The sequence below is a fragment of the Streptomyces rapamycinicus NRRL 5491 genome, from assembly GCF_024298965.1.
In the GTDB taxonomy this organism is placed as follows: domain Bacteria; phylum Actinomycetota; class Actinomycetes; order Streptomycetales; family Streptomycetaceae; genus Streptomyces; species Streptomyces rapamycinicus.
In genome coordinates this window covers 8465038-8477710 of sequence record NZ_CP085193.1, presented here as the reverse complement: position 1 = coordinate 8477710, position 12673 = coordinate 8465038, and the positions used below count along the sequence as shown (strand labels likewise).

At 69.7% G+C, this 12673-nt stretch carries 13 protein-coding genes and 1 pseudogene; 6 read left to right on the top strand and 8 right to left on the bottom strand.

Translation table 11 applies throughout. The features are described 5' to 3' along the window. Positions 1-99: 99 nt before the first annotated feature. A complete protein-coding gene (locus tag LIV37_RS35570) occupies positions 100-2247 on the bottom strand; it encodes an MMPL family transporter (protein ID WP_121824116.1) in 2148 nt (715 codons plus the stop codon). Between the two features lie 144 nt (positions 2248-2391). On the opposite strand from LIV37_RS35570, the pseudogene LIV37_RS35565 reads away from it, so the two are divergent. After that, a pseudogene (locus tag LIV37_RS35565) lies at positions 2392-2809 on the top strand (transposase); the annotation flags it as partial. Positions 2810-2870: 61 nt separating this feature from the next. On the opposite strand, the gene LIV37_RS35560 reads toward LIV37_RS35565, so the two are convergent. From LIV37_RS35560 to LIV37_RS35540, 5 genes are all read right to left on the bottom strand, one after another. Continuing rightward, on the bottom strand, positions 2871-3071 hold the full coding sequence (locus LIV37_RS35560; RefSeq protein WP_020871903.1) for a hypothetical protein: 201 nt from the start codon (positions 3069-3071) through the stop codon (positions 2871-2873). A 125-nt stretch (positions 3072-3196) separates the two neighbouring features. After that, positions 3197-3934, bottom strand: a complete 738-nt coding sequence (gene npdG / locus LIV37_RS35555) for an NADPH-dependent F420 reductase (protein WP_254807133.1) — start codon at positions 3932-3934, stop codon at positions 3197-3199. A gap of 47 nt (positions 3935-3981) precedes the next feature. Further along, a complete protein-coding gene (locus LIV37_RS35550; RefSeq protein WP_020871901.1) occupies positions 3982-5013 on the bottom strand; it encodes a carbohydrate ABC transporter permease in 1032 nt (343 codons plus the stop codon). Further along, positions 5010-5942 (bottom strand): carbohydrate ABC transporter permease, encoded by a 933-nt coding sequence (locus tag LIV37_RS35545; RefSeq protein ID WP_020871900.1) that lies wholly within the window; start codon positions 5940-5942, stop codon positions 5010-5012. The genes LIV37_RS35550 and LIV37_RS35545 overlap by 4 nt, the downstream gene beginning before the upstream one ends. A gap of 5 nt (positions 5943-5947) precedes the next feature. After that, entirely contained in the window at positions 5948-7291 is a 1344-nt protein-coding gene (locus LIV37_RS35540; RefSeq protein ID WP_121825074.1) for an ABC transporter substrate-binding protein, read from the bottom strand. A gap of 212 nt (positions 7292-7503) precedes the next feature. On the opposite strand from LIV37_RS35540, the gene LIV37_RS35535 reads away from it, so the two are divergent. After that, the gene (locus LIV37_RS35535; protein WP_121824117.1) at positions 7504-8703 is read left to right on the top strand and encodes an RNA-guided endonuclease InsQ/TnpB family protein; all 1200 of its coding nucleotides are present in this window, start codon (positions 7504-7506) and stop codon (positions 8701-8703) included. Between the two features lie 30 nt (positions 8704-8733). Here LIV37_RS35535 and LIV37_RS35530 read toward each other — a convergent pair whose 3' ends face one another. Continuing rightward, positions 8734-9861: a sialidase family protein gene (locus tag LIV37_RS35530; protein ID WP_020871897.1), complete on the bottom strand. Its 1128-nt coding sequence runs from the start codon at positions 9859-9861 to the stop codon at positions 8734-8736. Positions 9862-10122: 261 nt separating this feature from the next. Here LIV37_RS35530 and LIV37_RS35525 point away from each other — a divergent pair, with 261 nt between their 5' ends. The 3 genes from LIV37_RS35525 (at position 10123) to LIV37_RS35515 (ending at position 11429) form a co-directional block, all read left to right on the top strand. Beyond that, positions 10123-10728: a hypothetical protein gene (locus tag LIV37_RS35525; protein WP_020871896.1), complete on the top strand. Its 606-nt coding sequence runs from the start codon at positions 10123-10125 to the stop codon at positions 10726-10728. Positions 10729-10885: 157 nt separating this feature from the next. After that, positions 10886-11104, top strand: a complete 219-nt coding sequence (locus LIV37_RS35520; protein ID WP_214663109.1) for a hypothetical protein — start codon at positions 10886-10888, stop codon at positions 11102-11104. Next, positions 11094-11429, top strand: a complete 336-nt coding sequence (locus tag LIV37_RS35515) for a hypothetical protein (protein ID WP_148717767.1) — start codon at positions 11094-11096, stop codon at positions 11427-11429. Before LIV37_RS35520 ends, LIV37_RS35515 begins: the two co-directional genes overlap by 11 nt. A gap of 18 nt (positions 11430-11447) precedes the next feature. Here the strand turns inward: LIV37_RS35515 and LIV37_RS35510 are convergent, their stop codons facing one another. After that, the gene (locus LIV37_RS35510; RefSeq protein WP_020871893.1) at positions 11448-11672 is read right to left on the bottom strand and encodes a hypothetical protein; all 225 of its coding nucleotides are present in this window, start codon (positions 11670-11672) and stop codon (positions 11448-11450) included. Between the two features lie 72 nt (positions 11673-11744). Between LIV37_RS35510 and map the strand changes: the two genes are divergently transcribed. Further along, positions 11745-12602, top strand: a complete 858-nt coding sequence (gene map, locus LIV37_RS35505) for a type I methionyl aminopeptidase (RefSeq protein WP_121824118.1) — start codon at positions 11745-11747, stop codon at positions 12600-12602. Positions 12603-12673: the final 71 nt, after the last annotated feature.

Genomic DNA, 12673 nt, shown 5'->3' with positions numbered 1-12673 from the left:
GGCGCGTGGCGCAGGACCAAAGGGCGGCGACCGTCGGGCCCATGAAAGATCCGGGACGGGCCTGGGTCCCCGTCCCGGATCTCGTCCGTGCCGCCGGGCTCACCGTTGCAGCGCGGGCTCCTCGTCGTCGGCGAGCGACCGTTGACCGTCCGCCAGCTCCGCCGCTGGACGGGACAGCCGGCTCGGCCACCACATCCGCCGGCCGATCAGCAGGGTGAGGGCGGGCACCAGGACCGACCGCACCAGCAGGGCGTCGAGCAGCACGCCGAAGGCGACCAGGAACCCGACCTCGATCAGCATCACCAGCGGAAGTGAGGCGAGGACCGCGAACGTGGCCGCCAGGACCAGGCCTGCCGAGGTGATGACGCCACCGGTAGCGGAGAGGGCTTTGAGCATGCCCTCTCTGGTGCCGAGGCGCACGGTCTCCTCCCGGGCCCGGCTGGCCAGGAAGATGTTGTAGTCGACGCCGAGCGCCACCAGGAACAGGAACGCCAGCAGCGGCACCGAATAGTCGACGCCCTTGAACCCGAGGATCGTGTCGAAGACGAACACGCTGCCGCCGAAGGCCGCGGCGAATGAGACGATCACGGTGGCCATCAGGACCAGCGGGGCCAGGATCGCGCGCAGCAGCAGCCCGAGGACGATCAGGACGACGGCGAGCACCAGCGGGATCACCAGCTTCTCGTCGCGCTTGGTGGTCACCTCGGTGTCGAGGTTCTCCGCACTCGGCCCGCCGACGATCGCCTCCGCCCCGCTCACCGCGTGCACGGCGGTGCGCACCCGCTTGATCGTGTCGTACTCCGCGACGGTGTCCGGCGCGTCCTTCGGGAACACGGAGATGTTGGCCCAGCCACCGCTGGTCTGCTCCGGGATGGCCAGGGCCACACCGCGAGTGTCCTTGACGATGTCGAGCACCCGCTCCTGGTGCGCCGGCCGCGTGAAGACCGTCATCGGCTGGCCACCGAGCTCCGGGAAGTGCTGGCGGAGAACGGTGAAGCCGGTGACCGACTCCGGCGCGGACAGGAACTGGTCCTGCTCCCGCAGGGCGCCGGTGTTGCCCGCCAGCCCGATGGCGAGCACGCCGAGGACTCCGAGCGAGCCGAGCGTCGCCACCCACCGGCGGCGGCTGATGGCGGCGCCAAGCCGTCCCCACAGCCCCGGCTTCTCCTCCACGGCCGTGCCGAACCGCGGGATGGCCGGCCAGAAGATCCGCCTGCCGAGCACCACGAGCACCGCCGGGAACAGCGTCAGCATGGCCACCAGCGCGCACAGGATCCCGGCCGCACCGATCGGGCCCAACCCGCTGGTGCTGTTCAGGTCCGCGACGAGCAGGCAGAGCAGGCCGGCGACCACGGTGGCCGCGGACGCGACGATGGCCGGCGCCGCGGAGCGCAGCGCGTGGACCATCGCGACCCGGACGTTCTCGTGGTGGTGCAGTGCCTCCCGATATCGAGCGATGAGCAACAGCGCGTAGTCCGTGCCGACGCCGAATACCAGGATCGTCAGCAGCGCCGAGTTCTGGTCGTTGACCACGATGCCGAAGCCCTTGACGAGCAGGTAGACGGTCGCCATCGCGGTCAGTGCGGCCGCGCCCACGGCCATCAGCGGGATGATCCACAACACCGGGCTGCGGTAGGTGAGGATGAGCAGGAGCGTGACGACGACGACGGTGGTGAGGAGGACCTGCAAGTCGATGCCGTCGAAGACGGCGTCCATGTCGCCGTCGATCGCGCCCGGGCCGGTCACGTCGAGTTCCAGGCCGGCGGGGCGGTCCTTCGCGGCATCACGCAACGGGCCGACGATGTCCTCCGGTGCGCCGTAGGTCGTGCTCACCTCGAGGGTGAACGTCATCGCCTTGCCGTCGGTGGAGGGGTTCGTCGGTGGGCCCTCGTCGTCGCCGGCCGGGGCCGCCACCTTCGGCGGGTACCGCTTGGCAAGGGTGTTGTAGTGGCGCTCGACCGTCGCGCGGTCGGCGTCGGTCATTCCGCCGGCGCGGTGGTACACGAAGACGAACGTGTTGTCGTCACCGTCGGGGAGACTGTCCTCCAGTACCGCGACCTTGGTGGACTCGGCGCTGGCCGGCAGGGTGTCCGCGGCGCTGTCGGTGGTGACCGAACTCAGCTTTCCGCTCAGCGGCACCATGAACGCCGCCAGCACCAACCACAAGCCAATCACTAACCACGGCACCCACCGGCCTGCCAACCGACCGGCCGGCGCTTCCCCGGACGGCGCTGCGTTGACTGCCATCACTAGCCTCCTACATACGGGTTACATCGCTTATCTGGTGCCTACTTCCTAACGAGCGAACCTGAGACGACCCTTAGAGTCCCTAACGAAATGATCTTCGAGGTGTTTGGATCACTCTGGGACTGATGATCCGGGGGGTGTGGGGTGGCTCGGCCAAGGCCATGGGAGGTCGATGACGAGTTGTGGGCGGTGATCGGGCCGCTGCTGCCCAAGGTCGAGCGACGGAGACGGCATCCCGGGCGCAAGCGGCATGCGGACCGGCTGGTGTTCCAAGGCATCCTGTTCGTGTTGCGCACCGGGATCGCCTGGGAGCACCTGCCGCGGGAACTCGGCTTCGGGTCGGGCACGGCCTGCCGGCGCCGCCTGGCCGAGTGGACCGAGGCCGGGGTGTGGCCCCGGTTGCACGAGGTCCTGCTCGCCAAGCTGCGCGGCGCGAACGCCCTGGACTTCTCCCGTACGGCGGTCGGCGGCTTCCCACATCCGGGCCTTAAAAGGGGCTCCACCTCGGTGGCCAGGGGCTCCTGCTGATCCCCTCGCTGTTCGGGACGGCCCACTCCATCATCAACCCCGACGCCGATCCCCAGCCCTGGCTCACCTTCCCCCTGGCTGGCCGCGCGCCTCACTCAGCCCGAGGCGCCCGTGCTCTCGCGGTCGGCCGCACGGTCGGCGCGGGCCTTGCGGAGGTAGTACCAGGCCATGTTGGACGAGATACCGGCGACCAGGATCCAGACGATGCCGAGCCAGCTCCCCCGCGCGAAGGACACGACGGCCGCGGCGATCGCGAGCAGGCAGACGGCCAGGGTGCAGAGGGCGAGGCGGGGCATGGGGTCGGCTCCTGTCGGGGGGTGTGTCGCTCCCCGCCATTGTCCCCCATGCGCCGCCGGAGGGGCCGGGCGCCCCGGGTGTGGGCAAGCCGCCGGGCGCCCCGGGCAAGCCCGCGGGGCCGCTCTCAGACGTCCGTGACGCGCAGGCCCGCGTGTGCCTTGTAGCGCCGGTTGACCGAGATCAGGTTGGCGACCAGTGACTCGACCTGGTGGGCGCCCCGAAGCCGGCCCGCGTAGATACCGCGCATGCCTGGGATGCGGGCCGCGAGTGCCTGGACCACATCGGTGTCGGCGCGCGACTCGCCCAGGACCATCACATCGGTGTCGATCTCGTCGATGTCCGGGTCCTGGAGCAGGACCGCCGAGAGGTGGTGGAAGGCGGCGGTGACCCGGGATTCCGGCAGCAGCGCGGCGGCCTGCTGGGCGGCGCTGCCCTCCGCCGGCTCAAGGGCGTAGGCACCCTTCTTGTCGAAGCCGAGCGGGTTGACGCAGTCGACGACGAGCTTGCCGGTCAGCTCCTCGCGCAGCCCTTCCAGCGTCTTGGCGTGGCCGTCCCACGGGACCGCGACGATCACGATGTCGCTGCGGCGCGAGCACTCCGCGTTGTCCGCGCCCTCGATGCCGAGCTCCGCGCCGCCCAGCTCCCGCGCCGCGGTCTGCGCGCGCTCGGCGGCGCGCGAGCCGATGATCACCTTCTGGCCCGCCTTGGCCAGCCGGTAGGCCAGGCCGCGCCCCTGGTCGCCGGTGCCGCCGAGGACACCGACGGTCAGGCCGGACACGTCCGGGAGGTCCCAGGGGTCCTTGGCGGGAGCCTTCTTCGCGGGGGCGTCGGACGCGGAGTTCGTGGCATCAGGAGTTGTCATGACAGTGATCCTGTCACGCACCGAGGCCACCTTCATGGTGACGTCTCTTACGCTTTGACACTCCCCTCCGTCAGCCCTGTGCGCCAGTACCGCTGGAGTACGCCCATCAGCACCATCAGCGGCAGGACGGACAGGAACGCCCCGCCGACCGTGTACTGGTACAGCTCCGGCTGCCGGTCCGCGTACCCCTGCCAGGACGTCAGACCGAGCTGGATCGGATAGAGGTCGGAGTCGGAGAGCATGACCAGCGGCAGAAAGAAGTTGTTCCAGATGTGCACGAACTGGAACAGGAAGACGGTCACCAGCGCCGGGGTCATCAGCCGCAGCCCCAGGGTGGAGAAGATCCGGGCCTCCCCCGCGCCGTCGATCCGCGCCGCCTCCAGGAGGGAGTCCGGCACGGCGGCGGCCGCGTAGATCCGGCACAGATAGACCCCGAACGGGCTGACCACGCTGGGGATCAGCACGGCCCAGTAGGTGTTGGCCAGGCCGATCTCGCTGAACAGCAGATACAGCGGGAGGGCGAGCGCGGTGCCCGGGATCAGCACTCCGGCCAGGATGACGTTGAAGATGCCCTCCCGGCCGGGGAAGCGGTACTTGGCCAGGGCGTACCCGGCCGCGGCCGACAGCAGGGTGGCGACGAGCGCGCCGACGCCCGCGTACATCAGGCTGTTGGCGAACCAGCGGACGTAGATGCCGTCGTCGTAGGTGAGCACCCGGTGCAGATAGTCCAGCGGGTGCGGGTCGTGGAACCAGAAGCCGAAGGTGCCGAAGAGGTCGCTGCTGGACTTGGTGGAGGAGACCACGAGCCAGTAGACGGGGGTCAGGAAGTAGAGGGCGGCGACGGTGAGCAGCGAGGCGGTGATGATGCGGTGCCGCAAGGGGGGTTCAAGACCCTCCCGGCCCTTCGCCGCGCGGCGGCGGCCCGCACCGGGCCGGTCGCCGGGCGGGGCCGCCGCCTCGGGTCCCCCGTGCGTGGCCCCATCCCTGGGCCCATCCGCGGCCCCGTCCGCGACCCCGTCCGTGGGCCCGCCGGGCTCGCCCGCGACCACGCCGCCGGTCGGGTCGTTCGCCTCGCTCATCCGCTCTCGCCGTCCTTCCCCCGCTGTCCCACGAGCCTCAGGAAGCCGAAGGACAGTACGCAGGCGACGAGGGCGAGCAGCACCGCCTCGGCCGCCGCGATGTGCTGGTTGTTGCTGGTGAACGCCTCGTTGTAGGCGGCCAGATTGGGGGTGTAGCCGGAGTCGATGGAGTTGCTCAGCGGTTTGAGCACCTTCGGTTCGGCGAAGAGCTGGAGGGTGCCGATGAGGCTGAAGACGGTGGTGAGCACGAGCGCGGGCCGGATCAGCGGGAGCTTGATGTGCCGGGCCACCTGCCAGGCGCTCGCCCCGTCGATCCGCGCCGCCTCGTACAGCTCGCCGGGGACGGCCTTGAGCTGGGCGATCAGCACCAGCATGTTGTAGCCGGTGAACTGCCAGGTGACGATGTTGGCGATCGACCACAGGACCGCCCCGCGGCCCAGGAAGTCCACGTTCCAGCCCACCGAATGGGCCATCTCCACCAGCGGGCTGATCCCGGGGACGTAGAGGAAGCCCCACAGGATCGAGGCGATCACACCGGGCACCCCGTACGGCAGGAAGAAGGCGGTCCGGAAGAAGCCGACCCAGCGCGCGGACGCCGCGTCCAGCAGCAGTGCGAGCCCGGTGGCGAAGGCGATCATCACCGGGATCTGGACGGCGCCGAAGAGCAGCACCCGCCCGAAGCCCGCCGTGAACCGGTCGTCCTCCAGGGCGTGGGCGTAGTTGGACAGCCCCGCCCACACCTGCTTGGTCTCCCCGCCCAGGCCGAGCGGCCCGGTGCGCTCGACCTTCAGCAGGCTCTCGTAGAGGGCGTAGCCGATCGGGGCGATGAAGCACAGCAGGAAGAGCGCGAGGAAGGGCAGCAGGAACCCGGACGCCGCCCGGGCGCTGCGTGCCTCGGTCCTGGTGAGGCGGCGGGGGGCTCCTCTCATCCGCCTCACCCGGCCTTCACCTGAAGGCCCTTTTCCTTCAGATCGGTGATCGTCTGGCTCTGTACCTTCTTCAGCACGGAGCGGAAGTCGGAGCCGTCCCCGATGGCCGCCGTGAAGGCGTCGCCGAGCCGCTGGTAGAGGGTGTCCGTGGCGGGGCCCCACTTCCAGCTGGTGTCCACGCCCTTGCTCGCCTCGTCGAAGACCTCGCTGTACTCCTGGCCGCCGAAGAAGTCCTTGTGCACATCGAGCTGGGAGGTGGTGTAGCCCTGCTTGGCGCCCGGGGTGCCATAGCCGTTCTCGATCAGGAGCTTGATCGACTCGGGGTCGGTGTTGAGCCAGATCGCGAAGGCCAGCGCGTCCTTGGGGTACTCGCTCTTGGCGAAGACCGCGGTGGTGGAGCCGCCCCAGTTGGCGTAGGCGGCCTCGCCCTTCTTCCACTGCGGCATGGGCACCACGCGCCATTTGCCCGCGGTCTTGGGGGCGTTGCCGACCAGCAGGGCGTCGCCCCAGCTGGCGCCGAGCCAGGAGGCCATGTCGCCGGTCTGGACATCCTTGTACCAGGCGTTCTGCCGGTCCGGGATGGTCTTGATGAGCTTCCGGCGGACCAGCCCGTACCAGTAGTCGGCGACCTTACGGGTGGGCTCGTCGTCGATGGAGACGGTCCAGGTGTCACCCTCGGTGCCGAACCAGCGCGCCCCGGCCTGCCAGGCGAGCCCCGCGAAGCGGTTGCCGTTGGTGGCCGAGAAGGTCTCGATCCAGGCGCCCTTCTTACGGATCGCGGTGGCCGCCGCCTCGTACTCGTCCCAGGTGGTGGGCGGTTCTATGCCCCACTTGTCGAAGAGGTCCTGACGGATGAACAGGCCCATCGGGCCGGACGCCTGCGGTACGGCGTAGACCGCCTTGCCGAAGACGGACTGCTGCCACTGCCAGCCGATGAACTTGTCCTTGTGGTCGGCGACCCCGTACTTGGTCAGGTCCAACAGCCCGTTGTCGATGAGGAAGCTGGGCACGACCGGGTACTCGATCTGGCCGAGGTCCGGCGGATTGCCCGCCTTGATGGCGGCGTGCATCTTGGCGTACTGGGCGCCGTCGACGGCCGAGACCTTCTCGACCTTGACCCGCACCTCCGGGTTCTTGCTGTTCCACAGGGCGACGGGCTTGTCGATGCCCGGCACCCAGGACCAGAAGGTCAGGGTGATCTTCTCGCCCTTCTTGCGGCCCTTGGGCTCATCACCCCCGTCGTCGTCCGAGCCGCAGCCGGCGAGGGCGAACCCGGCGGCCGCGGCGGCCGCGCCGCCGAGGACCGCGCGGCGCGGCGTGCCGTGCGTCCAGGTGTTCCATCGGGCCATCCGCGTGTCCCGTCGTGTCGGGGTGTCGCTCGTACCGGTCGGGGTGTCGTTCATCGGGAACCTCCGAGGAAACCCCCGCCTTCAGGCGGGGGAGGAATCGGGCCCCTGCGGAGCAGGGCAGGGAAAGCCGAATCGCCGCCGGGGCGATTCGGCGCCCGCCGCCGACAACCGTCCGGCAGGCAGTCACAAGCTGATGCGCTAGTCTGTGAGCCATGACCACTCACGTGAAGCGGGCGTATCGGTACCGCTTCTATCCGTCCGATGCGCAGGCAGTGGAGCTGTCGCGCACGTTCGGATGCGTGCGGAAGGTCTACAACATGGCGCTCGCGGCCCGTACCGAGGCGTGGACGCTGCGTCAGGAGCGGATCAACTACAACGCCACATCGGCGATGCTGACGGCGTGGAAGAAGACTGAGGAACTGGCCTTCCTCAACGATGTGTCCTCGGTTCCGCTCCAGCAGGCCCTGCGGCACCTCCAGGCGGCGTTCACCGCGTTCTTCGCCAGGAGGTCGAAGTACCCGCGGTTCAAGTCGCGCAAGAAGTCCGGCAAGTCCGCCGAGTACACCTCCAGCGCGTTCCGGTTCCGGGAGGGGAAGCTGACGCTGGCGAAGATGGACCAGTCGCTGGACATCGTGTGGTCGCGTCCCCTGCCGGAAGGCGCCCTCCCGTCCACGGTGACCGTCTCCCAGGACGCGGCCGGGCGCTGGTTCGTCTCCTTCCTTGTCGAGGACCCCGCCGTCCAGCCGCTGCCCGCCGGCGGCTCGGCGGTCGGAATCGACGCCGGACTCGGTCATCTGCTCACCCTGTCCACGGGTGAGAAGATCGCCAACCCCAGGCACGAGCGGCGCGACCGCGCCCGCCTCGCCCGCGCCCAGCGCAACCTCGCCCGCAAGGCCAGGGGCGACGGCACCAACCGGGCCAAGGCACGCCGCAAGGTCGCCAGGGTCTACACCCGGATCGCCGACCGTCGCCGTGACCATCTGCACAAGCTGACCACTCGACTCGTGCGTGAGAACCAAACGCTCGTGATCGAGGACCTCACCGTCCGGAACATGCTCACCAACGGCAAGTTGTCCCGGGCGATCTCCGACGCGGCATGGTCGCAGTTCCGGAGCATGCTCGAGTACAAGGCCGCCTGGTACGGCCGCGAAGTGATCGCGGTCGACCGCTGGTTCCCCTCCTCCAAGCTGTGCTCCGTATGCGGCACCCTGCAAAAGAGGATGCCGCTGGGCGTCCGCACCTGGACGTGCGCCTGCGGCACGACCCACGACCGCGACGTGAACGCGGCGAAGAACCTTCTGGCCGCCGGACTGGCGGTATCGGCCTGTGGAGCCGGTGTAAGACCTCAACGGGAGTCCTCCCGGACGGGGCAGTCGGTGACGAAGCAGGAAGCCCTGCGGCGCGAGCTGTAGGAATCCCTCTCGTTCGCGAGGGGGAGGAAGTCAAACCAGCTCCTCCATCGGAATGCGCCGGAATGTGATGGTCGAGTAGGCGCTGAAGTCGCCGGTCTCGTAGAGCAGTCCGACCGTGGCGTCGTCGAGCCGGACCAGATCGGAGTAGGCGGCGGGCAGGCCGTTCACGGTGTGGCTCGGCCGCCAGGTGATGCCGCCGTCAAGGCTGGTGCGGACGGTCATCAGCGCCCGGTACGCGGGGTCGGCGGGGCCGGAGAAGAGCAGCGCGTCCGGCTCGCCGAGGTGCAGCACGCCGCACTCCACCACCGGGGCGACCAGTCCGGCCTGCGGCCGGAAGGGGAGGTCCAGGGTGGCGCCGCCGTCACCGGAGTGGGCGTCGGCGCGGGTGCCGGGCGCGGTGGCGTCGGTGCGGGTGTTGAAGTAGACGCGGCCGTCCGGGAGTTGGGCGGCGGTGGTCTCGTTGACGTTGATATAGCCGTCGGGGTTGTCGTCCACGTACCCGATCCGCCAGGTGGCGCCGTCGTCGTCGCTGAGCAGGTCGTGCCCGCCGTTGTAGCGGCCCTCGGTGCCGTCGTCGCCGGGGACGGTCGGCGGCAGGGAGTGATTGCCGGGGATGACGATCCGGCCCGCGTGGGGGCCGTACCGCAACTGCAGGGCATGGCCGGGGGTGGTGGCGTACCAGCGCCATTCGGGCCGCTTGGTACTCGCGGTGATCTCGCGCGCCTCGCTCCAGCTCGCGCCGTCGTCATCGCTGTACGTCAGCCACACCCGCCGCCCGTCGGCCGCACTCACCTCGCCGCGCCGGATCCGGTCCTCGGTGGCGGAGGCCGCGCTGCGGACGTGCACCAGCAGGACGCGGCCGCCGTTCGGGCCGCCGTCGAGGACGACGGGGGCGGGGTTGCCCGCCGTTCCGTCGCCGTTGCGGGCCACCACCTGTAAGGCGTCCCAGGTCCGTCCGCCGTCGGCCGACCGCTTGAGCACGAGGTCGATATGGCCGTCGTCGGCGGAGGAGTCCACCCGGCCCTCGGCGAACGCGAGGACGGTGCCGTCGTGGGTCAGCGCGACGGCCGGGATCCGGTAGCTCGCATAGCCCTCGGTCCCCGCCCGGAACGGAACGGACACCTCGTACGAGCGTGCCGCCCCCGTGTCGACTGCCATCAGGCCTCCCGATGCCCCGTCGCAATCGAGTGTCGAGTCAGAAAAATAGGACGTAGGACGTCCCTTGTGTGCGGCGACCTTAGGGTTTGCCTTACAGAGCGTCAAGAGACGGCGCATGAACAGTTGGAGACGCGGACGGAGGGCGCGTGGGCGCCGGGTGCGGAGCGGGTCGACGGCATGCCCGCCGCATATGCCCCGAACGAGTGAGCCGGACCAGAATCGCCCCCGCCGGGGCACGGACCCGGGCAGGATCCGGATGCCATGGACGCCGTAAGGGTCGCGCTGCTGCGCGAAGTCCTCGCCGGAACGGAATGGCTCCAGGCCACCCGCCGCTTCGCGGGCTCGCTACGGGCCTCGGTCGGGCCGCGCGCGGGCGGACTGCTGCTGGTCGGCAGCGAGGCCTACGAACCGTGGCACCTGGCCGCGCACCTCGACGACGAGGCGGCCTGGTCCGGGCTGCCCGAACTGTCCCCCACCCTCGTCCGCCACCGGGTGCCGGAGGGCACCGCCGTCCCCGCGCACCTGGCGGTCGGGCTCGGGCGGCTGGAGCGGGCGGGCCGCGGGGAGACCCTGCTGGTGGTCGCGCCGGACGACCCCGGGGCCGGGCTGCTGGAGCGGGTGAACGACGCCCGCCGGGGCGGGGCCACCGTGCTCGCCCTCGACGGCGGCGCCACCGAACTGCACGCCCTGGCCCATGACGCCCTCTCCGCCCCCGAGGGCGGCGACCTCGACCTCGACACCCTCCAGCACCTCGTCAGCGCGGCCACCGGCGAAAACAGCCTGCCGCGCCCGGGCCGCCGCCGCTTCCAGGACCGGCTGGCCCGGCTGGCGGAGCACTTGGCGGCGCCGCCACCGACGCATTGGTGAGGGCGCCCCCGCCGACGCCGTTCTCTCGGTCGACCACTCTGACCGGTAACAGTTCACCCAATCGGGGTATGTAACTGTCGGCGAGGTCACGAATACGGGATGCTGTCAGTGTCCTGCAGCACACTGGCAGGGTCAGAGGCCGTCCGGGGGGTAGACGATGAGTGTGACGATCAACGAGCAGTGGACGACGGATCACGACGACGACGACGTCGTGATCGTGGTCTCCGATGAGGAGTACCAGGCCGCTGCCCAGCGCGCGTTGGACGGGCTCGGTCTGACGTACGCCGAGCTCGAAGAGCAGGCGAGCAGCGGCTACTTCACCTCCGCGCAGGCACACGCACTGTGGGTATCGATCGGCGGCACGGTTGACCTCTGAGCTCGAACGTCAGGCTCGTGCGTTCGCTCAGGAATTACAGAAGACGCTCAACGGGACGGTATGCCAGCACGTTCGCATCGCCGCCGTTCTCCGCCCCCGTTCCGAGGCGGGCCCCGTCTTCACTCTTGGTCACGGCCTGACCCGCGTCAATCCGACCCAGCCCGAAGCCTTCCCGCTGCGCGTGGACAACAGGAGACCTCGCGCCTGGATGAACCTGTCTTTTCAGCTCCGCCTCGACGACGAGGGATCGTATCTGGCCGTGCACTCGTCGTATTGCGCAATCTTCGCCGACGAGGACCTGGAGACCTGCCTCCGCAGCCTGTAGCGGGGGCCCCAATCAGCCTCAGCCCGTCGCCGGGGGCTCGTCGTCGCGCCAGCGCGGGTCGTTCCGCCACTCCTCGTTGCGCTCGCGCGAGGTCTCCATCGCGCGGGCGGCCTCCTCCGGGGAGGCGTACGGGCCGAGGCGGTCGGCGGCGCGGCACTCCGGGCCTTCCTCGACCTTCTGGTGCTTGATGCAGTAGTACCACTCGCCGGGCTTGCCGGCGGTCCCTCTCCTGAACAGCGCCATCCCGGCCCCGACCTTCCGCTCGTACTCCCTTGCGGCCATGCTGCCCCATGCGCCGCCGATACACTCGCTGATATGTCTGGCCAGTCGCTTCTAGTCCCGGGGAAGCTCTCCCCCACCCGTTCCGTCCCCGCCTCGATCCCGCGTCCGGAGTACGTCGGGAAGGAGGGCCCCACTCGTTACGAGGGGCCCGAGGTCCAGGACGCAGAGACGATCGAGCGCATGCGGATCGCCGGGCGGATCGCCGCGCGGGCGATGGAGGAGGCCGCCAAGCTGATCGCGCCGGGGGTCACCACGGACGAGCTGGACCGGGTGGCCCATGAGTACATGTGCGACCACGGCGCGTATCCCTCGACGCTGGGCTATCGCGGGTTCCCCAAGTCGTTGTGCAGTTCGGTCAACGAGGTCATCTGCCACGGCATCCCCGACACCACCGTCCTCAAGGACGGCGACATCGTGAACCTCGACGTCACCGCCTACATCGGCGGGGTGCATGGGGACAACAACGCCACTTACCTGTGCGGCGAGGTGGACGAGGAGTCGCGGCTGCTCGTCGAGCGCACCCGTGAGTCGCTCAACCGCGCGATCAAGGCCGTCAGGCCGGGCCGCCGGATCAACATCATCGGCCGGGTCATCGAGTCGTACGCCAAGCGCTTCGACTACGGCGTGGTCCGCGACTTCACCGGCCACGGGATCAACACCTCGTTCCACTCCGGCCTGATCGTGCCGCACTACGACAGCCCGCACCACACCACCGAGATCAAGCCGGGGATGACCTTCACCATCGAGCCGATGCTGACGCTGGGCACCCATGAGTACGACATGTGGGAGGACGGCTGGACCGTGGTCACCAAGGACCGCAAGCGAACGGCGCAGTTCGAGCACACGCTGGTGGTGACCGAGACCGGGGCGGAGATCCTCACTCTGCCGTAGCGGTCGGGGCGGTTCGAAGATGTCTTGTGCCGGGGGCCGATTCTTCGGCGGCCGTTTTACCGACAGCTTGT